Annotated in this window: 22 protein-coding genes and 1 pseudogene; 11 read left to right on the top strand and 12 right to left on the bottom strand. The window is 74.1% G+C overall.

Features of this window, described 5'->3' with window-relative positions:
- Positions 1 to 52: 52 nt before the first annotated feature.
- The gene (locus tag ACFWJ4_RS08785; RefSeq protein WP_380540932.1) at positions 53 to 1285 is read right to left on the bottom strand and encodes an AI-2E family transporter; all 1233 of its coding nucleotides are present in this window, start codon (positions 1283 to 1285) and stop codon (positions 53 to 55) included.
- Between the two features lie 146 nt (positions 1286 to 1431).
- Between ACFWJ4_RS08785 and ACFWJ4_RS08780 the strand changes: the two genes are divergently transcribed.
- On the top strand, positions 1432 to 1668 hold the full coding sequence (locus ACFWJ4_RS08780) for a DUF6296 family protein (RefSeq protein WP_380540929.1): 237 nt from the start codon (positions 1432 to 1434) through the stop codon (positions 1666 to 1668).
- A gap of 98 nt (positions 1669 to 1766) precedes the next feature.
- Here ACFWJ4_RS08780 and ACFWJ4_RS08775 read toward each other — a convergent pair whose 3' ends face one another.
- From ACFWJ4_RS08775 to ACFWJ4_RS08765, 3 genes are all read right to left on the bottom strand, one after another.
- Positions 1767 to 1991 carry a hypothetical protein gene (locus ACFWJ4_RS08775; protein WP_359903204.1) on the bottom strand — a complete coding sequence of 75 codons (225 nt, stop codon included), beginning with the start codon at positions 1989 to 1991 and terminating at the stop codon, positions 1767 to 1769.
- A gap of 129 nt (positions 1992 to 2120) precedes the next feature.
- The gene (locus ACFWJ4_RS08770) at positions 2121 to 2567 is read right to left on the bottom strand and encodes a DUF6343 family protein (protein ID WP_380540926.1); all 447 of its coding nucleotides are present in this window, start codon (positions 2565 to 2567) and stop codon (positions 2121 to 2123) included.
- Positions 2568 to 3213: 646 nt separating this feature from the next.
- A complete protein-coding gene (locus ACFWJ4_RS08765; RefSeq protein ID WP_380540923.1) occupies positions 3214 to 3369 on the bottom strand; it encodes a hypothetical protein in 156 nt (51 codons plus the stop codon).
- Between the two features lie 248 nt (positions 3370 to 3617).
- On the opposite strand from ACFWJ4_RS08765, the gene ACFWJ4_RS08760 reads away from it, so the two are divergent.
- Positions 3618 to 5615, top strand: coding sequence for a LamG-like jellyroll fold domain-containing protein (locus tag ACFWJ4_RS08760; RefSeq protein ID WP_380540920.1), 1998 nt, complete (start codon positions 3618 to 3620; stop codon positions 5613 to 5615).
- A gap of 169 nt (positions 5616 to 5784) precedes the next feature.
- Here the strand turns inward: ACFWJ4_RS08760 and ACFWJ4_RS08755 are convergent, their stop codons facing one another.
- The gene (locus ACFWJ4_RS08755) at positions 5785 to 6435 is read right to left on the bottom strand and encodes a TetR/AcrR family transcriptional regulator C-terminal domain-containing protein (protein ID WP_380540918.1); all 651 of its coding nucleotides are present in this window, start codon (positions 6433 to 6435) and stop codon (positions 5785 to 5787) included.
- A gap of 85 nt (positions 6436 to 6520) precedes the next feature.
- On the opposite strand from ACFWJ4_RS08755, the gene ACFWJ4_RS08750 reads away from it, so the two are divergent.
- Positions 6521 to 7924 carry an FAD-dependent monooxygenase gene (locus ACFWJ4_RS08750; RefSeq protein ID WP_380540996.1) on the top strand — a complete coding sequence of 468 codons (1404 nt, stop codon included), beginning with the start codon at positions 6521 to 6523 and terminating at the stop codon, positions 7922 to 7924.
- Positions 7925 to 8063: 139 nt separating this feature from the next.
- Here ACFWJ4_RS08750 and ACFWJ4_RS08745 read toward each other — a convergent pair whose 3' ends face one another.
- The 3 genes from ACFWJ4_RS08745 to ACFWJ4_RS08735 form a co-directional block, all read right to left on the bottom strand.
- On the bottom strand, positions 8064 to 8249 hold the full coding sequence (locus tag ACFWJ4_RS08745; protein ID WP_380540915.1) for a hypothetical protein: 186 nt from the start codon (positions 8247 to 8249) through the stop codon (positions 8064 to 8066).
- Positions 8250 to 8326: 77 nt separating this feature from the next.
- Positions 8327 to 8500: a CsbD family protein gene (locus tag ACFWJ4_RS08740; RefSeq protein WP_359903189.1), complete on the bottom strand. Its 174-nt coding sequence runs from the start codon at positions 8498 to 8500 to the stop codon at positions 8327 to 8329.
- A gap of 162 nt (positions 8501 to 8662) precedes the next feature.
- The gene (locus ACFWJ4_RS08735) at positions 8663 to 9316 is read right to left on the bottom strand and encodes an SRPBCC family protein (protein WP_380540912.1); all 654 of its coding nucleotides are present in this window, start codon (positions 9314 to 9316) and stop codon (positions 8663 to 8665) included.
- 175 nt (positions 9317 to 9491) lie between these two features.
- On the opposite strand from ACFWJ4_RS08735, the gene ACFWJ4_RS08730 reads away from it, so the two are divergent.
- On the top strand, positions 9492 to 10154 hold the full coding sequence (locus ACFWJ4_RS08730) for a TetR/AcrR family transcriptional regulator (RefSeq protein WP_380540910.1): 663 nt from the start codon (positions 9492 to 9494) through the stop codon (positions 10152 to 10154).
- Between the two features lie 287 nt (positions 10155 to 10441).
- Here the strand turns inward: ACFWJ4_RS08730 and ACFWJ4_RS08725 are convergent.
- A pseudogene (locus ACFWJ4_RS08725) lies at positions 10442 to 10663 on the bottom strand (plasmid stabilization protein); the annotation flags it as partial.
- Positions 10664 to 10843: 180 nt separating this feature from the next.
- On the opposite strand from ACFWJ4_RS08725, the gene ACFWJ4_RS08720 reads away from it, so the two are divergent.
- Both ACFWJ4_RS08720 and ACFWJ4_RS08715 read left to right on the top strand, forming a co-directional pair.
- Positions 10844 to 12367, top strand: coding sequence for a threonine/serine exporter ThrE family protein (locus ACFWJ4_RS08720; protein WP_380540909.1), 1524 nt, complete (start codon positions 10844 to 10846; stop codon positions 12365 to 12367).
- 165 nt (positions 12368 to 12532) lie between these two features.
- Positions 12533 to 12688 carry a DUF6131 family protein gene (locus tag ACFWJ4_RS08715; RefSeq protein ID WP_380540906.1) on the top strand — a complete coding sequence of 52 codons (156 nt, stop codon included), beginning with the start codon at positions 12533 to 12535 and terminating at the stop codon, positions 12686 to 12688.
- Positions 12689 to 12748: 60 nt separating this feature from the next.
- Here ACFWJ4_RS08715 and ACFWJ4_RS08710 read toward each other — a convergent pair whose 3' ends face one another.
- Positions 12749 to 13102, bottom strand: coding sequence for a hypothetical protein (locus ACFWJ4_RS08710; RefSeq protein ID WP_380540904.1), 354 nt, complete (start codon positions 13100 to 13102; stop codon positions 12749 to 12751).
- A gap of 247 nt (positions 13103 to 13349) precedes the next feature.
- Here ACFWJ4_RS08710 and ACFWJ4_RS08705 point away from each other — a divergent pair, with 247 nt between their 5' ends.
- The 3 genes from ACFWJ4_RS08705 to ACFWJ4_RS08695 all read left to right on the top strand — a co-directional run bounded on the left by ACFWJ4_RS08705 (position 13350) and on the right by ACFWJ4_RS08695 (position 16275).
- A complete protein-coding gene (locus ACFWJ4_RS08705; protein ID WP_380351512.1) occupies positions 13350 to 13991 on the top strand; it encodes an L-threonylcarbamoyladenylate synthase in 642 nt (213 codons plus the stop codon).
- Positions 13992 to 14167: 176 nt separating this feature from the next.
- Positions 14168 to 15883 (top strand): cytochrome c oxidase subunit I, encoded by a 1716-nt coding sequence (gene ctaD / locus ACFWJ4_RS08700; protein WP_380540901.1) that lies wholly within the window; start codon positions 14168 to 14170, stop codon positions 15881 to 15883.
- The gene (locus tag ACFWJ4_RS08695; protein ID WP_380540898.1) at positions 15880 to 16275 is read left to right on the top strand and encodes a cytochrome c oxidase subunit 4; all 396 of its coding nucleotides are present in this window, start codon (positions 15880 to 15882) and stop codon (positions 16273 to 16275) included. Before ctaD ends, ACFWJ4_RS08695 begins: the two co-directional genes overlap by 4 nt.
- Here the strand turns inward: ACFWJ4_RS08695 and ACFWJ4_RS08690 are convergent.
- Positions 16241 to 17950, bottom strand: coding sequence for a cytochrome bc complex cytochrome b subunit (locus tag ACFWJ4_RS08690; RefSeq protein ID WP_380540895.1), 1710 nt, complete (start codon positions 17948 to 17950; stop codon positions 16241 to 16243). The genes ACFWJ4_RS08695 and ACFWJ4_RS08690 overlap by 35 nt on opposite strands.
- Before the next feature lie 340 nt (positions 17951 to 18290).
- Between ACFWJ4_RS08690 and ACFWJ4_RS08685 the strand changes: the two genes are divergently transcribed.
- Together ACFWJ4_RS08685 and ACFWJ4_RS08680 are read left to right on the top strand one after the other, a co-directional pair.
- Complete coding sequence (locus ACFWJ4_RS08685; RefSeq protein ID WP_380540892.1) at positions 18291 to 18893, top strand: hypothetical protein; 603 nt, start codon at positions 18291 to 18293, stop codon at positions 18891 to 18893.
- 78 nt (positions 18894 to 18971) lie between these two features.
- Positions 18972 to 19529 (top strand): GNAT family N-acetyltransferase, encoded by a 558-nt coding sequence (locus tag ACFWJ4_RS08680; protein WP_380540889.1) that lies wholly within the window; start codon positions 18972 to 18974, stop codon positions 19527 to 19529.
- A gap of 50 nt (positions 19530 to 19579) precedes the next feature.
- On the opposite strand, the gene ACFWJ4_RS08675 is transcribed toward ACFWJ4_RS08680, so the two are convergent.
- Positions 19580 to 20599 (bottom strand): LD-carboxypeptidase, encoded by a 1020-nt coding sequence (locus ACFWJ4_RS08675; protein WP_380540886.1) that lies wholly within the window; start codon positions 20597 to 20599, stop codon positions 19580 to 19582.
- Positions 20600 to 20821: the final 222 nt, after the last annotated feature.

Below are 20821 nucleotides of genomic sequence, written 5' to 3'. Positions count from 1 at the left end.
GGCCCCGTTGCGGAGCACCGGGCACTCACCCACCGTGCCGGCTGCCCTCGCCCTATTCCTGGCGCCTGCCCTGGTCCGGTCGGTGACCGGACCGATCGCCCGCAGCAAGGGGCCGCGTCCCTGAGCCGCCGGATGCGCCACGGGAGCGCAGCTCGCCGAGCACCGCCCAGGCGACCGACACCACCGGCACGGCCACCACCGCGCCCAGGATTCCCGCCAGCACGGTGCCGCCGGCCACCGACACGGCGATGGCCACCGGGTGGATGCGGACGGACCAGCCGAGCACCAGCGGATGCAGCAGGTGGCCCTCGATCTGGCCGATGACCACGATCAGGGCGAGCACCAGCAGGGCGATCACCGGCCCGCGGGCGGCGAGCGCGACCACGGAGGCGATCGCCAGGGCGATCGGGGAGCCGATCAGCGGGACGAGCGTCGCCACGAACTCCAGCAGCATCAGCGGCATGACCAGCGGCACCCGCAGGATCGCGAGCGCGATGCCCACCAGCACGGCGTTGGAGGCCGCCACGATCAGCACGCCCCGGGTGTAGCCCGCGAAGGTGCGCCAGGCGGTACGACCGGCACGGTCCCAGGCCGACCGGCTCCGGGCCGGCATCTGCCGCTGCGCCCAGGACCACATCCGGTCGCCGGAGTGCAGGAAGAACACCGAGCAGAAGACCGCGAGCGCCAGCCCCGTGACCAGCTCGACGATCCGGCCGGCGCCGCTGAGCGCGGTGCTGACCAGGGCGGAGCGGTGGGCCGAGACGAACGCGCCGATCTTGGCCCGCAGGTCGGTGACGGTGCCGGGGCGCAGGTGGAAGGGGGCGCCGGTGAGCCAGCGGTCGATCCGGGAGAGCCCGCCGCGCAGCTCGTTCCCCAGCCGGGTCCACTCGTCGGCGACGGTCGTGCCGACCAGCGCCAGCACCCCGCCGACCAGCACGAGGGTGCAGAGGAAGGCGATCACGACGGCGAGCGAGCGCGGCGTGCCCCGGGCCAGCAGGTCGACCAACGGACGCAGCACGGAGGTGATGACCAGGGCCACGAACAGTGCGACGACCACCAGCTGGAGCCGGGCGAGGACGTCGACGACCAGGTAGGCGAAGAGTCCGAGCAGCGCCAGCCGCCAGGTGTACCCGGCCGCCGTCCGCAGGCCGGAGGGGACGTGCTCCCCGGACGGGGACGGGCCCCGGGCCGGCGCTCCCGCCCGGGTCCGGCGGGCCGGCACCCGGGGACGGCGGCTGCCCAGCGGCCCGGGCCGCCGGTCCGGTTCGGCGCCGTTCACTCCCACGGGCGGTCTGCCGGGTGTAAACGCGCGGGGCCGGGGCAGGCGCGAAGCGGCACCGGTCTCCCTCGGGAGGACAGTGGCCCTCCGTGTACAAGCGGTCGGATGTGGGGAGAATCGATGACGCAGGGTGGGGGGAGAAGGAGGCAGACATGAGAAGCCTCACGCGCCGTTACGCGGTGACGCTCCCCGGCCCGATCGGCGGGCACGCCCCACTGTGCTCGGTCGTCGTGCACGAGACGCAGATCGTGGGGCCCGACGGGGGCCTGGTCTGGGAGAGTGCGGAAGGCGACTTGCGGGTGGAGATCGCCAGCGGGGTGGCCACCGTCCTGGATTCTCCCGGAGCCGGCAGCCGGCACCCGTGCCTGATGGCGGTGCCGCTGCCCTGAGCACGAGGCCGGGACGCGTGCCGCAACGAAGGCGATGCGTGCCGCAACGAAGGCGATGGAGGAGCGGAGGCGACGCGGGCGGGCGTCGCGACGGACGGTCACCGCGTGGTGGCGGCCAAGGCCTCGCGCACGGTGACCAGGCAGGGGTCGCAGTACCGGTCCGGCCCGGCCGCACCGGCACCGTCCGCTGCCGGGACGACGCGCTGGGAGGGCTCCAGGAACCGCCCGCAGAGCGAGGACGACGCGTCGTCCTTCGCCACCACGTGCCACACCACGGCGGGCGGGGAGACCGCCGGGTCGTGCTCGGCCCACATCTCGTACACGGCGCTACCTCCGGATCGCTGGGGGCTCGGTGAGTCCATGCAAACCCGGGCTCTGCCGAACGGCCACCGGGCCAGACCCGGTGGGATGGTTGTGGGCCGGTGGTGGTCAGGCCCGGTGCGGGCACCGGCTCACTCCTGCTGGTCGGAGCCCCGACGCTCGGCCCCCGGGCGTCCCGGGGCACCGGTCCGGTCGCGGCCCTGGCCGGCGGCCAGGCGGCGCCGGATCACCAGCAGGTCGAGTCCGGCGAGGGCGGCGAACCCGGCGCACAGGGCGGCGAAGAAGGCGTAGGTCCCCCGGTTGGGCGCGGGGCCCGGGCCGGCCAGCGCGGCCAGCACGGCGAAGGCCACCGTCCCGCCGACGAACAGGACCAGGAAGACCCGGGACAGCAGCCGCCGCAGCTCCAGGTCAGAACGGGCGGTCACCGGCTCGGTGCCCTGGCGCACCGATTCCTCGGGCCGCAGCTGCGGCGTCGTCCGGCCGGGGCCCTGCGAGGTGTGCGGGAAGTCGTGGCGCTCGCCGCTCCGGCGACGGGCCCCGCCGCCGTGCTGCACGCTCGGTCTGCGTTGTACGGACATGACGACCCCCGAACGGAGTCGATCGGTGGTGTTCCGTCGGTGCGCCTACCCGCGCCCGGCGCCGGTACACGTCGGCGGGTGCCGGTAGGCGCTGGTCGAGCCGCAGCCGGACAGCCGGACCACCGACCGTCGACCCGGCCGCGGCGGTCCGGAGTTTTGCGGGTATGCGCTGCTGGGCGGAAGCAGGCATGAAGGGACGAGCCCTTCCGGTCCGCGTCCCTGACCGGCGTCGGCGGAAGGCCCTCTCCTGCGTCCGAGGACGGCGCGAGTCCCGCGAGGCCGGGTGGGTGCTGTCCGCTGTCCCCGGCCCGGCCGGAGGGCTCAGGGGGTGACTGCGTACCCGGTGAACCGGCCGCAGGCCTGGAATCCGAGACGGCGGTAGACGGGTTCCCCGTCCGGGGACGCCTGCAGGACCGCGGTGCGGTAGCCCGCGTCGTGGGCCGCGCGCAGCGTGGCCAGGGTGATGGCTCCGCCGTACCCGCGGCGGCGGTCGGAGGCGAGGATCGCGATGTTGTGGATCCCGGCGGCACCCGCGAAGAGAGAGACCTCGGCCGAGTAGCGCGTAGTCGGCGAGTTGTCAGGGCGACACCCGGTCCCACGGGCCCGGCACTCGGCGGGTCCCGCGACTGTCCGGGGCCCGGCTCGGTCAGTCCTGCCCGCCCACGGTGACGGACCCGGTGGCGCTCCCGTCCCACGTGACGGCTCCCGCGTGCGCGAGGTCCTGCCCGGGGATGGTGACGGCGCCGGACCGGGAGCCGTCGACGTCGATCTGCCGGACACCGCCGTACCCGTGGCCGGCCACGGGTACGGCGAGGGCCGGCCGATCGCATCCGGCCCGAGGGCGAGATCGCCGTCTCCGGCCTTCGACCGGCTGCCGGCCCGCCCGGGCGCGCGGCGCCGGGCCGCGGTCGCGCGGGTGCCCGCGCGGGACCATCGCGGCGCCGGCGCCCGGTGGATTCGGCCGCTGTTCAACGGGGCTTGGCCCGGCCGATGATCCACGACTGCTCCCGGTGCCTACCGTCGGGGCCCACACCACTTCCGGGAGCGAACATGCACGACATCCAGGCGACCGAGCACGAGTGCGGCTGCCCGCGGACCGCCGACCTCGACGGGGAGGGGCCGGCCGCGGCCAGTCGGCGCCGATTCCTGCGCGGGGCCGGTCTGGTGGGCGCCGGGGTCGGTACCGCCGGTCTCGGCCTGCTCGGTGCGGTGCCCGCGCAGGCGGCCGGGCCCGAGCAGGGCGGTGGGGCCGAGCAGGCCGGCGGGGCCGGGAAGAAGCCGAAGAAGGCCGGGGGGAAGGGGCGTTGGCAGCCGGACCCGGACGCCCGGCAGTTCACCGTCGTGGTCATGCCGGACACCCAGTACCTGTTCGACCAGGACCGGATCCACCCGGCGCCGCTGGAGGCCTCGGTCCGCCACGTGCTGGACGGCGGGGTCAACCGGGAGGACGGGACGGACGACAACATCGTCTTCCTGTCCCATCTCGGGGACGTCACCGAGAACGGCCTGGCCGTCGAGTTCGCCGCCGTCACCAAGGTGTTCGGCCTGCTGGACGAAGCGGGCGCGGCCTACGGGGTGCTCGCCGGCAACCACGACGTCCGTTCCTCGACCGACGACCAGCGCGGCAGCACCCCGTACCTGGAGACCTTCAGCAAGGCCAGGGCCGCCCGCACCGCCGGGTACCGCGGGTCCAGCCCGGACGGCTACAACACCTGCCACGTGTTCCGGGCGGCCGGCCGCGACTGGATGGTGCTCTCGCTGGACTGGCGGCTCTCCGACGCGGGCTTCGCCTGGGCGAACGGGGTGATCGCGGCCAACCCGAAGGTCCCGGTGATCCTGACCACCCACGACCTGGCGTACGCCGACGACAGCGGCCGCGCCGAGCTCTCCGACAACGGGAAGCGGCTCTGGGAGCGGCTGGTCGACGGCAACGACCAGATCTTCCTGACCGTCAACGGGCACTACTGGCCGCCCGGCCGCACCGTGCTGAAGAACAAGGCCGGCCACGACGTGCACGTCCACATCACCAACTACCAGGACCGCTACTACGGCGGCGCGGCGATGATCCGGGCGTACCGCTTCGATCTCGACCGCAACACCGTCGACGTGTCGACCTTCTCGCCGTGGATCCAGCAGATCGCGGCCGAGGAGCGCAACGCGCTGGCGGCCCAGCACGTCGAGCTGACCTCGGACGTGGACCGCTTCTCGCTCACGATCGACTTCGACCGCCGGTTCGCCGGCTTCGCGCCCGTCCCGCAGCGCCCGGCGCGCCGGGCGGGCGAGCTGCTGGTGCGCGACACGGTGGCCTACTGGCGGTTCGACGGCGGCGGGGACGGCACGGCCGTCTCCCCGCAGCAGATCGTCAAGGACCTGAGCGGGCAGGGCAACGACCTGCTCTGGCAGGGTGCCCCCGGCACGCCCGAGGGCGCGCTCAGCTGGTCCGCCGAGCACCACCCGGACCAGCCCGGCCACGGCAGTCTGCTGTTCAAGGGAACCCGCTCGCCGGTGCGCGGCGGCTACCTGCAGACCGTGCCCACCGCGCCGCTGAACCGGGAGACCTTCGAGCGCGGGTTCACCGTCGAGGCCTTCTTCAAGCTGCCCGCCGACTGGGACTCCGCGCAGAGCCGCTGGTCCGCCCTGCTCAGCCGGTGGGGGACGGCCGGTGAGGCGGGCAGGAGCGGGCCGGGGACGGACGCCGACGAGCCGGTGGCCACGCTGAGCGTCTCCGAGGCGCCGGCCCTCCAGTGGTGCGTCTACCCGCTCAACCAGACCGGGGCGTCGACCTGTTGGGGCCACCAGCTGCCGCTGGACCGGTGGTGGCACGTCGCGGTGGTCAACGACGGGAAGCTCAGCCGGATGTACGTCGACGGCTGCGAGGTGGCGCGCAACCCGGCGACGCCCGCGGTCGGACTGACCACCCTGGGGCGGCCGTGGATGCTGGGCGGGTACGCGTACGCGGGGGTGCTGGACAAGGTCTTCCACGGGTACGTCGGGGATGTTCGGATCGTGCGGCGGGCGCTGCGGGCGGGCGAGTTCATGACCGCCTGACCGCGCTCCACGGCGCTCGACCGCGTTCACCGCGCTCGGCCGCGCTCGACCGCACCACGTCGAAACTCCTCCGAAGCACGGACACCGCCGGGCCCTGGTGCGGGCCCGGCGGTGTCGTCTTCCGGTACGGCGCGGCGGGCGCCGGTGCGCGACGGCGGGGCCGGAGCCGTCAGCCGAGCAGGGTGGCCTCGACCCCGGCGAGGATCGCCGCCAGGCCCTGTTCGAAGCCCTCGTCGAAGTCCTGGAACATCACCCGGCCCGACTCGGCGGCCAGGGGGTGGGCGGCCAGGCGCTCGGCGCGGGCGTCCACGTCGTAGCCCTCCTCGCCGTCGAAGGGGTTGGGGCCCATCGCCTGCTCCTCGATGACGTAGCCGATGGTGAAGCTGTAGGCGGTCTGCCAGGCCCGGGTGGCGGCCGTCGGGGTGAAGCCGGCCTCGACCAGCACGCGCAGCGAGGCGTCCAGGCCGGCCGCGTAGCTGGTGTCGGTGAACCGGGCGCCGCTGTAGACCTTCGCGCCGTCGCGGTAGCGCAGCAGCTCGGCGCGCAGGGTGCGCATCGTCCTCAGGTAGCTCTCCCGCCAGTCGCCCGCAGGCGGGCCTTCCCCCGCCAGGCCGGTCATGCGGCGCATCATCTCGGTCGCCATCTCGTCGAGCAGCGCCTGCTTGTCCTTGAAGTGCCAGTACAGCGCGGGTGCCTTGACGTCGAGCCGGGTGGCGATGGCGCGCAGCGTCAGGCCGTCCAGGCCGGCCTCGTTCAGCAGGTTCAGCGCGGTGTCGACGACCTGGGCGCGGTCGAGCTTGGGGGTTCTCTGCGGGGTCACGGTTGACAGTTTAACGCCGTTAAGTGCAGGCTGTCGGCAACGGCTACTTAACAACGTTAAGGAGGTTGCCGTGACTTCTCGCGGCATGCACACGGACGTCCTGGTCGTCGGTGCCGGGCCCACCGGACTCGCCCTGGCGCTGGACCTCGCCCGGCACGGCGTCGCCGCGCTGGTGGTCGAGCGCGGCGCGGAACTCTTCCCCGGCTCGCGCGGCAAGGGTCTCCAGCCGCGCACCCTGGAGGTGTTCGACGACTTCGGCGTGCTCGACCGGGTCCGCGCGGTGGCGGGGCACTACCCGCCCAACCTGATCTGGCAGGACGGCGAACCCCAGGGCGAGCACCGGATGTACGACCCGACCGAGCCCTCCGAGGCCGAGCCGTACACCGAGACGCTGATGCTGCCCCAGTGGCGCACCCAGCAGGTGCTGTACGGGCGGCTGCGCGAGCTGGGCGGCGAGGCCGCGTTCGGCCGGGAGCTGGTCGGCCTGACGCAGGACGAGGAGGGCGTGACCGCCGAGTTCGCCGCCGGCGGCCCGGTCCGGGCGCGGTACGTCGTCGCGGCGGACGGCGGGCGCTCGACGGTGCGGCGGCTGCTCGGCATCGGGATGACCGGCGAGACCGTCGACCCGGACCCGATGCTGGTCGCGGACGTCCGGATCGACGGCCTGGGCCGCGAGCACTGGCACGTGTTCCGGTCCGCCGAGGGGCTGCTGGCGATCTGCCCGCTCGGCGGTACCGAGGACTTCCAGCTGGTCGCCCGGTTCCCGGAGGGCGCGGCCGTCGACCTCACCCTCGACGGACTGCGCGAGGTGGTCGCGGCCCGCTCCCACCTGACCGCCGAGCAGGTCACCGAACTGCGCTGGATCTCCGAGTTCCGCCCGCGCGCGGCACTCGCGGACCGCTTCCGCGCGGGCCGGGTGTTCCTCGCGGGCGACGCCGGGCACGTCCACTCGCCGGCCGGCGGGCAGGGCCTGAACACCAGCGTCCAGGACGCCTACAACCTGGGCTGGAAGCTGGCCGCGGTGCTGGCCGGACGAGCGGGGGAGGAACTGCTCGACAGCTACCAGGAGGAGCGCCGCAGCAACGCGGCGGCGATGCTGGAGCTTTCCACCCGGGTCCACCGCGGCGAGCAGCGCCGCGGCCGGGCGACCCAGCAACTCGGCCTCGGCTACCGGGAGTCCACGCTCTCGGTGGAGACCCGCCGGAACCTCCCGGCGGACGCGCTGCGGGCCGGCGACCGCGCCCCGGACGGCCGGCGGGGCGGCGTCCGGCTGTTCGACGCCTTCCGCGGGCCGCACTGGACGCTGCTCACCGTCGGCACGGACGCGCCGCTGCCCGACGTCACCGCCCCGGTGGTCCGCATCCCGGCCTACGCGGCGTACGGCACCGGCGTCTTCCTGGTCCGGCCCGACGGCTTCGTCGGCTGGGCCGGTGAGACGGCCGACGGCCTCGGGGAGTACGCGGGCCGGCAGGGGCTGCTCGCCCCCTGAGCGGGCGTCCGGAGCCGTTGGCCGGGGTCGGTCCGGCCGGGTGTCGGTCGGCCCGGCTTCGGTCCGCCGGTGGGTGACCCCCGCCGCAACGGGAACGGGCGAACCTGTGGTCACCGCAACTGCGGCGCAAGGCAGTTGCTCAGTCCGGCGGCTCGTGCGGGTCAGGGTCGTGGGCCGGCGCGGTGGTCTCGGACTCGGCGCCCTGCTGACGCCCCTTCTCCTCCTCGTGTCCGGACCGCGGCGCGCTTTCGCCGGTCATCCGGGACTCGGGGGTCTCGACCGGGACCGGGGAGTCCCTGGGGACTGGTTCGTGCTGGTCGTTCACGGGATCCGACTCCTCTGCGGGGTGCGGTGGATGCGCGGACACCCGGTGGCCGCCCGGGGCGACCGCCGGGTGCCGGGTCAATGCCTGCCCGCGTCCTTGACCTTCTCCGCGGCCTGCTTCAGGTCGCTCTTCACCTGCTCGGCCTTGCCCTTGAGTTCGGTCGAGCGGTCGCCGGTGGCCCGCCCGGCGGTTTCCTTGGCCTTGCCGCTCGCCTTCTCCGCCATGTTGTGCAGCTTCTTCTCGGTACCCACAGCGGGTGCCTCCTCTCGTCGACGGGGGCGAAGTCCGCCCCGGGCGGCGTCTGCCCCGGTCGGGGGCTTCCATGCGCGGCCCGGGGACTTCCGTGCGTGGCCGGGCTCTTCCGGGTCCCGATCCCGCGCGGGGAAGCCCGGCGGTTCGCCGGCGCGGCGGTGCTATTGGGCGGCGCCGGCCTCGGCGGCGGTCTTCAGGTCGTGCAGCCAGCCTTCGAGGCCCTGGCGGAGGATGTCGGTGGCGGCGGGGACGTTGGCGTCGACCTGGGGGCCGGTGTGGGTCTCCTCGGTGCGCACCAGGACGCCGCCGGGCACCTCGGTGAAGTTCCACACGTGCACGCCGTCGATCCGCAGGCCGGTCGCGACCGCCGGGCCGGTCCAGCGGATGCAGGAGCCGGGCCGCAGCTGCCGGACGGTGGAGGTGATCTCCAGGACGGGGTCGGTCGAGGCGGGGTTCGGGGGCAGCGGGGTGGTCCAGTGGAACACCGAACCCGGGTGCAGCGGGCCGCCGTCGAGGCGCTCGGCGCTCTGCACCGGGGCCTGCCAGCCGGGCCAGCGCTCCACGTCGGTCTGGAGCCGCCAGACGGTCCGCAGTGGCGCGTGGATCACGGTCCCGGTCCGGTAGCGGACCCGGGCGTCGGGGTCGACGCCCGCCCCGCGGCAGGTGAGCGAGGAGCCGGGGCGGTGGGCGGTGGCGGCCCCGGCCGGCGCGGCGACGGTGCCGAGCAGGCCGAGGGCGAGCGGGACGGTCAGGAGGGCGCTGCGGATGCCGGTGGTGCGGATGCTGCGGGTGCCGGTGGTGCGGGTGGCGGACATGGAACTCCCCATTCACTGGTCGGCCGTCGGGAGCGGCACGGTCGCCGCAAGCTAGATGCTCACGCCTTCGTTAGAAGTTGTAACTCCCCGAGCCCTGAGGGGTCAACAGGTTCCGTGATACCTTCTAACGGAAGCGTGAACATGTAGTCGGGTGACTCGGGGGGCGGGGCGAAGCATGGCCGGGACGGGCGCGGACACCCCGCGCGAGCGCTACCGGGCCCAGGTGCGCGAGGAGATCAAGGCGCACGCCTGGGACCAGATCGCCACGGCCGGCGCCTCGGCGCTCTCCGTCAACGCGATCGCCAAGCGGATGGGCCTGAGCGGCCCGGCGCTCTACCGCTACTTCGCCGGCCGCGACGAGCTGATCACCGAACTCGTCCGGGACGCGTACCGCAGCCTCGCCGACACCCTCGGCGCGGCCGCAGCCGAGGGCGCCGACCTGGCCGGGCTCGCCCACGTCCTGCGCGAGTGGGCGCTGGCCGACCCCCAGCGGTACTTCCTGATCTACGGCACCCCGGTGCCCGGCTACCGCGCACCGGAGGACACCACCGCCATCGCCGACGAGGTGATGCGGACGCTGGTCGACGCCTGCGCGGCGCTCGCCCCGGCCGGGCCGGAGATCCCGCAGGCGCCGTTCGCCACCCACCTGCTGGGCCATCGGGGCTGGGCGGGCGATCAGCCGGCCCCGCCCGAGGTGCTGCACCGCTTCCTGGCCTTCTGGACCCGCCTGCACGGCGTGCTGTCACTGGAGCTCGCCGGGCACTTCACCGGTATGGGCTTCCGGCCCGCACTGCTCTTCGAAGCCGAGCTGGAAGGCCTGCTGGCACCGCGCTTCTGATCGCCCGCGCTTCTGACCGCCCGCGCTGCCGCCCCGACCGGCATCGGCGGTACCGCGCCGAGGCCTCAGGCCTGCCCGGCGTGCGGCTGGGAAAGCGGTGGCGGGTCGGGGTCCGGCAGCGGCTCCGGCGGCGGGAACGGCGGGAACGGCGGGATCGGCGGCGGCGCGGGATCGGGCTCGCCCGGCCGAGGCGTGGGGTCGGGACCGGGGCCGGGGGCCGGCCGGGTGTCCGGATCCGGGGGCATCGGGACGGTCATCGGGGCACCTCCTGGGGTGGCGCGCGCCGCTCAGCGGCCGAGCGCGTGCGCCGGCCGGCTCTTGTTCATCGTGGAGCGGCCCTTGATGCCGCGCTGCCTGGCCTCGTTGTACAGCTGGTCGTAGGTCGGGCCCCGGGCGCCCCGGTGCGAGCGCTGTCCGCCGCGCCGGCCGGAGGACATGTCGTGGGTCGAACTCCGGCCGGCGGTCCTCGACTCGCCAAGCCTGGCGCGCTCCTTGTGCACCGTCCGGGAGCCCGGCGGCCGGTCGGCCCCGCCCCCGAGGTCGGCACGCGCGGGGCGACGGGGCGTGTACGGCGGGTCGTGCTCCGGTCCGTACGGGTGTGCCGGGTGTGGCGCGTTCGCCGCAGCGTCACTCCGGGTAGTTGAACGGCTGCACGTTGTTGACGGAGGGGGTGGGGTCAGGGAGTCGCGATGACGGAACACGAGCAGCTCGGCGCGCCCGCCGGCCCGGAAGGGCGGCCCACCCGGCCCGGACGGGTGCCGCCGCAGGCCCCCGCGCCCGGACGGCGCGAGACGAGCGCCCGGTCCGGACCGGACGGCGACGGCACCGCGGCCCCCTGGCCCGACATGATGCTGCCGCTGCTGCGCACCCCGACGGCCGATCGGCAGCCCGGGCCGGAGGGGGCCGGCGCGGAGCCGCCGGCGGGTGTCGAACCGGCGCAGGTGCTGGAGCTCGCGCTGCTGGTCGGCGAGCTGCTGCTGGCCAGCGGCGAGGCCGCGGAGGACGTCGAGGCGGCCATGCTCGCGGTCGCGCACGCCTACCGGCTCCACCCGTGCGACCCGCAGGTCACCTTCACCCGGGTGGCGATCTCGTACCAGCCCGGCCCGTCGGAGCCCTCGCTGACGGCCGAGTGCTCGGTCCGCCGCCCGGCGGTCGACTACGCGCGGCTGGCGGCCGTGTTCCGGCTGGTCATCGAGATCACGGTGGGCGGGATGGCCGTCCGGGAGGCGCACGGCCGGCTGGTGGCGGCCCGCCGGCACAGCCGCCGCTACTCGGGCCGGCTGTTCGTGCTCTGCTGCGGGGGGATGGCCGGGGCCGCCACCCTGCTGATCGGCGGCCGGGCCGACGCCCGGGCCTGGCTGGTGTTCGCCAGCGCCGTCGTCGCCGCGCTGGCGGGCGAGCGGCTCTCGGCGCTGGTGGCACGCCACGACCTCCCGGCCTTCTACCAGTTCGTGGTGGCGGCGGTGCCCGCCGCCGTGATCGGCATCCTGCTGTCGTTCAACGGGCTGCACCTGCGTGGATCGGTGGTGATCACCGGGGGGCTGTACGCGGTGCTGCCGGGGTGGCCCATGGTGGCGGCGGCCCAGGACGGCCTGGCGGGTTTCTACCTCACCGCCGCCGCCCGGCTGCTCGAAGCGCTGTACCTGATGGCCGGGGTGGTGATCGGGGTGATGACGGTGCTCTACGTCGGCGTCAACAACGGCGCCGACCTGGCCGCCCAGGACGTCCCGACCGGGGCGGTGAACCCGCCGTTGCAGCTCGCCGCCGCGGTGCTCCTGACCCTGGCGTTCGCGGTGCTGCTGAACACCGAGCCGGGCACCCTGCCGGCGGTTCTGCTGAACAGCGCGGCCGGCTGGACCACGTACGGGGTGCTGGTGAACGCGGGCGGCGAGCCGATCCTGGCCACCGGCCTGGCGGCGGGGCTGGTGGGACTGTCCGGCCAGCTCATGGCGCGCTGCCGGGGTAGCTCGGCGCTGCCGCACATCACCGCCGCGCTGGGGCCGCTGCTGCCCGGCTCGGTGCTGTACTTCGGGATGCTCGCCTTCGTGCGGGGCGAGCCCGAGGTCGGGCTGAGCGGCATCGGGCGGGCCGGCGCGATGGCGATGGCCCTCGCCATCGGCGTCAACCTGGGCCGCGAGCTGGCCCGGCTCTTCCTGCCCGCGCCCCGGATGGCCGCCCCGCCCCGCCGCCGGCGCGGCCGCCACCGGCGCTGAGAGGGAATGACGGGCCGGTTGTTTGCCCGGGCGGCGGCGCGGTACACGCGTGGGGTGTGGAGCCGGGCCGGGCGGGACCGGCCCGCTCCCCGGGGAAGGCCCAGGCCGGTTCGAGCCGACGAGGCCGCCCCCGTCGCCAGCCACCCGTCAACCCTGGAGACCCTCGTGACAGTCCTCGGTGTCATCCTGCTCATCATCGGCTTCGTCACCGGCATCTGGATCCTGTGGACCATCGGCATCGTGCTGGTCGCGATCGGTCTGGTCCTGTGGGTCGCCGGGGCACTCGGGCACGCCGTCGGCGGCCGCCGGCACTACTACTGACCCGGGCTGACCCCTGTTCAGTGCCGTGCGCTGGCCGCCCGACGCACCGGACCGCCCCGCTCAGGGGCGGTCCTCGTGCAGTCCGCAGAGCCAGGCCAGGGCCCGGTGGACGCCGAGCACGTAGCTGTGGTCCGACCCCTGGGCGCGGACCCGGTGGAGGTGGACGGCGGCGGCCTGGCACTCGGCCAGCAGCTGGGCGTGGCACGGACCGGTGGCGCCGGCCGTCGCGGCGGCCGTGGCCGCGGCGGTGACCGGGGCCGCGACCTGGGCGCCGGCGGCCCACCGGTAGGCGCCGAGCACGCCGTGCTCGAAGCCGGTCCAGGGCCGCGGGTGCCGGTTGACCTTGTCGATCGCGGCGAACACCTCGTCCAGCGGGCGCACTCCCACGCCCGGGACGGTCTCGTCACTGGTCATGTCCGCAACCTACGTCCGCCCGCCACGGCCCGCCCCCGGGGACCACGGCCCGCCCCCGGGGACCACGGCCCGCTACGGCGCTCCCGCCCCGCGCCACCCGAGCGGCGGAGGCGACCGAGCCGGCCGGACCCGGGCCCGGCCGGGCGGCGGGGCCGGGACGGGTAGGCTGACCAGGACGTGTCCGGTCGGAGAGGTGGCCGGGCCGGAGGAACGGTGCGGGCCCGCGGCCCGCTGGTGGAGACCCCTGATGACTCGTCGTTTTGACTGCTCGAACCCGTCCGAGCGCGCGGCCGGGCTGCGCGAGGCCGTGGCCGCGGTGCGCCGCGGTGAGCTGGTCGTGCTGCCCACGGACACCGTGTACGGCGTGGGCGCCGACGCCTTCGCACCGGAGGCGGTCGACCGCCTGCTGCGGGCCAAGGGCCGGGGCCGGAACATGCCCTCGCCGGTGCTGGTCGGCTCCCCGGAGGCGCTGGACGGGCTGGTCGAGGTGACGGAGCGCGCCCGGCAGCTGGTCAAGGAGTTCTGGCCGGGCGGGCTGACCGTGGTCGCCCGCCACCTGGAGTCGGTCGAGCTGGACCTCGGCGAGACCAACGGGACGGTCGCGGTGCGGATGCCCGCGCACCCGGTCGCCATCGAACTGCTCAACGCCACCGGACCGTTGGCCGTCTCCAGCGCGAACCTGACCGGGCACGACTCGCCGCAGGACTGCGACGCCGCCCAGGGCATGCTCGGCGACTCGGTGGCCGTCTACCTAGACGGGGGCCCGACCGCGGCCGCCGTGCCCTCCTCGATCGTGGACGTCACCGGCGAGGTGCCGGTCCTGCTGCGGGCGGGCGCGCTCGGCGCCGAGCGGCTGCGCGAGGTGGTCCCCGACCTGCGGGAGCGCTGAGCCCGAAGCCCCGGACGGCGCCGCGCCCGGTCGAAGGGCCGTACCGCGTGGCGCCCCGGCGGCCGGGGCCGCCGCCGCTAGGGTCGGCGATGGCGTGCGAGGGCGGGCCCTCCGCCGGGCCGGGGAGGGGGTCGGCGCCGCGACGGGGGCGTCACCGGCTCCGCTGCGGAGGTTCCATGAGCGCTTCGTCCACCGCGCCGCCCCGGGCGCAGGACCGCACCCGGGCGCGGGTCCGGCAGGGCAGCACGCTGCTGCGCTGGCTGTTCACCACGGACCACAAGGTCATCGGGAACCTCTACCTGGCGACGGCCTTCGGCTTCTTCCTGGTCGGAGGCGTGCTCGCGCTGCTGATGCGGGCCCAGCTGATGGGGCCGGACACCGGGCTGCTGTCGAACGAGCGGTACAACCAGCTGTTCACCATGCACGGCACGATCATGCTGCTGCTGTTCGCCACCCCGACCTTCGCCGGGTTCGCCAACGCGATCATGCCGCTGCAGATCGGCTCGCCGGACGTCGCCTTCCCCCGGCTGAACGCCTTCACCTACTGGGCCTTCCTGCTGGGCGGGCTGATGGTGCTGAGCGGCTTCCTCACCACCGGGGGCGCGCCCTCGTTCGGCTGGTTCGCGTACGCGCCGCTGAACGGGCCGCTGTTCTCGCCCGGGGCGGGCGGGGACCTGTGGGCGCTCGGCCTGGTGGTGGCCGGCCTCGGCACCATCCTCGGGTCGGTCAACTTCATCACCACCATCACCTGCCTGCGGGCGCCGGGCATGACGCTGTTCCGGATGCCGATCTTCACCTGGAACGTGCTGTTCACCTCCGTCATGGTGCTGCTGGCCTTCCCGGTGCTGACCGCCGCACTGCTCTGCCTGGAGGCGGACCGCAAGTTCGGCGCGCACGCCTTCGACGCGGCGAACGGCGGGGCGCTGCTGTGGCAGCACCTGTTCTGGTTCTTCGGCCACCCGGAGGTGTACATCGTCGCGGTGCCGTTCTTCGGCATCATCAGCGAGATCATCCCGGTGTTCAGCCGCAAGCCGCTGTTCGGCTACTACGGCATGATCGGCGCGACCATCGCCATCACCGCGCTGTCCATGTCGGTGTGGGCCCACCACATGTTCGCCACCGGCCAGGTGCTGCTGCCGTTCTTCTCGATGATGTCCTTCCTGATCGCGGTGCCCACCGGGGTGAAGTTCTTCAACTGGGTCGGGACGATGTGGAACGGCTCGCTGTCCTTCGAGACCCCGATGCTCTGGTCGATCGGCTTCCTGGTGACCTTCCTGTTCGGCGGGCTGAGCGGGGTGCTGCTGGCCGCGCCGCCGATCGACTTCCACGTCACCGACAGCTACTTCGTGGTGGCCCACCTGCACTACGTACTGTTCGGGACGGTCGTCTTCGCCACCTTCGCGGGCTTCTACTTCTGGTGGCCGAAGCTCACCGGGAAGATGCTCGACGAGCGGCTGGGCAAGGTCCACTTCTGGATCCTGTTCACGGGGTTCCAGACCACCTTCCTGGTGATGCACTGGCTCGGCGCCCAGGGGATGCCGCGCCGCTACGCGAGCTACCTGGCGGTGGACGACTTCACGGCCCTGAACGTCTGCGCCTCGATCGGCTCGTTCCTGCTCGGGATCTCCAACCTGCCGTTCTTCTACAACGTCTGGCGGACCACCAGGTACGGCGAGAAGGTCGCCGAGGACGATCCGTGGGGCTGGGGCCGGTCGCTGGAGTGGGCCACCTCCAGCCCGCCGCCGTCGCACAACTTCCACGCGCTGCCCCGGATCCGCTCCGAGTCGCCGGCCTTCGACCTGCACCATCCGGAGGTGCCGTCGGAGGAGCCGTCGAGCGGCAACGCCGGTGTGCCGAACGGCCGTTCAGGCGGGCGGGGGAGCGGGCGGTGAAGGCGGAGGGATGGCTGTTCGCCATCATGACGGCGTTCTTCGCGGTGACCGGACTGGTCTACGGCCTCTGGGCCCGGGAGCCGGCCGGCAAGGCGATCCTGGCGGTGGCGTTCCTGATGTCCGGCCTGGTCGCGCTGTTCTGGTTCGTCCAGCACCGGCGGCTGGGCGGCGGCCGGGCGCAGGACCGCAAGGAGGCCGAGATCGCCGAGGCTGCCGGGCCGGTGGGGTTCTTCCCGGCCCGCAGCGGCTGTCCGGTCCTCGCGGCGGTCGGTGTGACGGTCTTCGCCCTGGGACTGGTCTTCGCCCGGTGGCTGATCGTCGTCGGCGCCCTGGTAGTCGCGTTCGCCGTCGCCGGCTTCATCTTCCAGTACCGCGACCAGGACGCGGGCTGAACCGGCGCAGCAGCCGCCGGAGCGGGCCGCCCGGTGTGGGTGCGGGCGCCAGGACGGCCGGTGGAGCGGGGTGCGCCGGGGCGGTGAGGACGGCCGCCATCCGCTCCGACTCCCGCTCGGTGGAGGGGAGTTCGACCCGGTCGCGGTGGAACCAGGAGCTCACCGCGGCCCGTACCCGCTCGTGCCGCGGCGCCCCCTGAAGGGCCGTGACCGGATCCGCCGCGGAGCGCGCCAGCAGCACGTACCGCTCGGCCTCGGGTACCGGGCGGCGGTGGCCGGAGAAACCGCCGTCGTGCGACTGGTCGATCCGACCGGTCTCGTCGCCGTCCAGCAGCCGGGAGCGGTCCCGGGCCTGCAGGGCCAGGCAGAGGCGCCGGGTGAGCACGAAGACCACCGGCGGCAGCACCACCAGGGCCGTCCGCAGCACCACGGTGAGCGCGTTCACGGAGAGCTCGAAGGCGTACGCGATGACGTCGTTGCCGCCGGCGATCAGCAGCACCGCGTAGACGGTGATCCCGGCGGTGCCCAGCGCGGTGCGGGTGGGCCGGTTGCGGGGGCGGTCGCACAGGTGGTGCTCGCCGGTCCCGGGGTCGAGCCACCGTTCGACGAAGGGGTAGGCGTACAGCGCCGCGAACAGCAGACCGGGCACCACCAGGGCGGGCAGGAACACGTTCCACGACACGGTGTGCCCGAGCAGCCTGGTCTCGGTGGCCGGCATCAGGCGCAGCGCCCCCTCGATGAAGCCGATGTACCAGTCCGGCTGCGCGCCCGTGCCGACCACGTCGGGGCGGTAGGAGCCGTACCGCCAGATCGGGTTGACCTCGGCGAGGAAGGCCGACAGCGCCATCACGCCGCCCACCGCGAACATCAGGCCCACCGTGCGGGTGAGGAACTGGGGGAAGAACGGCATCCCCACCACGTTGCGGTTGGTGCGGCCGGGGGCGGCCCAGTGGGTGTGCTTCAGCACCACCACCAGCGTCAGGTGCGCCCCGAGCAGGGCCAGCAGCAGGCCCGGGACCAGGAGGACGTGCACGGTGAACAGCCGGGGGATGACCTCGTGGCCGGGGAACTCGCCGCCGAAGGCGAACAGGGTGAGGTAGCTGCCGACCAGCGGCACCGACAGCAGGACGCCCTCGGCGATCCGCAGGCCGGTGCCGGAGAGGGTGTCGTCCGGCAGCGAGTAGCCGGAGAACCCCTCCAGCAGCGCGAGGTTGAACAGCGTCACCCCGATCACCCAGTTGAGCTCGCGCGGGCGGCGGAACGCCCCGGTGAAGAACACCCGCAGCAGGTGCACACCGATCGCGGAGGCGAACAGCAGCGCCGACCAGTGATGGATCTGACGGATCATCAACCCACCCCGCACCTCGAAGCTGATCCGCAGGGTGGACGCGTACGCCTCGGACACCCGGACGCCGTCGAGCGGCAGGTAGGCACCCCGGTAGATGACCTCGTTCATGCTCGGCTGGAAGAAGAACGTCAGGTAGACGCCGGTCAGCAGCAGCACCACGAAGCTGTACAGCGCGAGTTCGCCGAGCAGGAAGGACCAGTGGTCCGGGAAGACCTTGCGCAGTAGCTCCCGGCCCGCCTCCGTGACCGGCAACCGTGCGTCCAGGCGGGTCGCGACGCGCTCGCCGGCGGACGGCTCGCGCCCGTTCGAAGCCCTGGTTTCGTCCACGGCAGGAACCTAGTGGGCCTCGCGGCGCACGGGGCGGCCGAGCGTCGCGGATGTCGCGGCGGGCGGAGGCAGAGCACTCCAACGGCGGAACGGGCGGCGAGTGCCCGGGCGTCCGCATCGAACGAGCCTCCGGTGGCGGTGGCGGTGGCGGTGGCGGTGGCGGTGGCGCCGGTCCCGGGCGGGCCGGCGACCCTTTCCGGCGCCTTCCCGGCGCCCGCCCGGTGCACCGCGGCGCGGCCGGCGGGCACGGAATCCGCACAACACGCCTGCGCTGCCGGGCGGTTCGACCGGTGCGGCCGCGGAGGTGGCGCGGGTCGGCCGCCCGGGGCATGATCGCGGGATGACGACGATCAGGACCCGGCGGGGGCGCCTCGGCATACCGGCACTGGCGGCGCTCGCCGTGCTGGCGGCGGGGTGCGGGACGAAGCACGTGGACACCGCCCAGGACACCGGCGCCGCCGCGCCGACGACGGCCGCGACCACCGCCGCGCCCACGGCCAAGGGCGGGCCGGTCGACTTCCCCTGCCCCGGCGAGACCCCGACCCCGACCCCGACACCCACCCGCGCAGGGAGCCCCACCGCCCCGCCCGCGCCGCCGCTCGACCACTACGCCGAGAACCACGGCTTCAAGGCGCCCCTCCCGTTGCACGGCCGGACCCGCTGCGACGGACTGGCGGCCGTCCGGCGCGTCAAGGAGGCGCTCGAACCGCTGCGCACGGCCAACGACTACACCCCGGAGAGCACCCGCCTTCGGCTCGCCGGCCTCGGCTATCCGGCGGACAAGGTGCGGGTGCAGGGCATCGGGCGGACCACGGTCGGCTTCACCGTCGAGGCCACCGGGATGTGCCTGACCGGGACGATGATCCCCGACTCCACCAGGGCGGAGGCGTTCGGCGGCTACCCGGACGGCCGCGGCTGCGAGGAACCCCGGGGCGGACACTGACGCCCACCGGCCTTGCACCGCACGGCAGTTGGCGGCGGGTGGTTGCGGCGAACCGTGCGGGAAAGGATCATGGCCGGCATGGTGCGACCGAGGAACGTCGTCGACTGCGGGTCCTTCGCGCTGCGGCGCTGGCAGGGACAACGGGACTTCGCGGCGGCCTTCACGCTGATCGAGGAGTCCCTGGCGCACCTGCGGCCCTGGGAGCCGTGGGTGGCCCGGCACGACGAGGAGCACACCCGCGCCCTGCTCACCCGGTGCGACACCTGGTGGGCGAGCGGCGAGGTGTACACCTACGCGATCGCCGAGGACGGCGCCCCGGTCGGCATGTGCCAGGCCGTCCGCGCGGGCGGGCCCGGCGGCCGGCGTGTCGGCTACTGGCTGCACCCGGCCGCCACCGGCCGGGGCCTCGCCACCCGGGCGGTGGCGGCCCTGGCCGAGGAGATGTTCGCCCTGCCGGAGGTGGACCACCTGGAGATCGTGCACGACCGGGCCAACACCGCCAGCGCCGCCGTCCCGCGCCGCCTGGGCTTCACCGAACTCCGGCGGGAGCCGGCCGCGCTGCCGCTGGCCCCGGCCGGCAGCGGGACCGCCGTGGTCTGGCGGCTGAACCGCCCCCAGGACGCCACCGGAGCGTGAGTCGGCCCCCGGGGGGTGCTGCCCGGGGCCGGCTCACCGAGCCGTGGCGCTCAGCCGACCGGCCCCGTCGTCGCGTGCGGCGCTACCGCCGGTTCGAGCAGCGACAGCGTCCGCTGCTGCGCGTCGAGGCCGACACGGATGCCGACCGGCATCGGAAGATTCGGGCCGGCATGCCCGAAATCGACGTTGCCCAGGACCGGGATGTCACGGTTCCCGAGGACGTCGAGGACGATCTCGCGCAGGCTCGGGGAGGCGCCGGGTTCGAGTCCGCCGATCTCGCGCGGAACGCCCACGACCATGCCGGCGATCCGATCGAGGATGCCACTGTGCCGCAGCACCTGCAGATAGCTCCACACGTACGACGCCAGGCCGCCCATCTCCTCCCAGAACAGCACCGCACCGTCGAACCGTTCGAGCGGCAGCGCGAAAGGCGTCGCCTGCGCCAGCACGATGCGATTGATCAGCCCGCCGATCAGCCGCCCTTCGGCACGACCGGGACGCCAGCACTCCCACGACGGGCCCGTGGGCAGCGCACCGATCGCCTCGGTGCCGGTCAGCAACCCGGAGTAGAGCTTCTCGAGTTCCGCTCGGCGCGCCACGGACGCGGACTGCCAGTGTCCGCCGAAGCCCGGGACGGCCATGTCGGCGTGGAAGCCGACCAGCCCCGTGCGCGCGTGGAGCACCAGATGCAGCAGCGAGATGTCGCTGTAGCCGAGGATCGGCTTGGGGTCGGCCCTGACCGCCTCGACGTCGATCAGGTCGAGGTAGCCGAGCGCCGTCTGGCCGCCGTCACTCGCGACGATCGCGCGCACCTCGGGATCACGCAGAAGACCGTTGAGTTCCCCGGCGATCTCCGCCGGCGTGGCCGCGCTCCACCAACGGCGGCGTCCCGCTTCGAGGAGCGGAGCCCGACGCACGCGGAATCCCATCCGTTCGAGCACGACCACCGTCCGCTCGACGTTGGGCTCGTAGGCGGCCGGCAGCGGACCGGACAGCGATGCGATGACCACGAGATCTCCGGGCCCCAGGGCACGCGGTCGAAGCAGTCGAGGCAGGGCGGAACCGGTCATGGCGTCAGTGTCGCCGTTGCCCCGGGCAGGGTCACGCGATTTTCGCCGGTCCTCCGGCTCCACGCATGATCGCCCGGAAGGCTGCTACCCGAAGCGGGACACCGCCGCAATGACGACCTCCGACAAGTGGAGGCCGCATCTTCCGTGACGGCATGGCAAAGGCGGTGCCCCCCGGCGCGGATAGGCTCCGGACGACCGACACCTTGATCACGATCTCCGGAT

The organism is Kitasatospora sp. NPDC127067, from assembly GCF_042724755.1.
GTDB lineage: Bacteria > Actinomycetota > Actinomycetes > Streptomycetales > Streptomycetaceae > Kitasatospora > Kitasatospora lactacystinica.
This window is presented reverse-complemented; position numbering and strand designations above follow the sequence as displayed.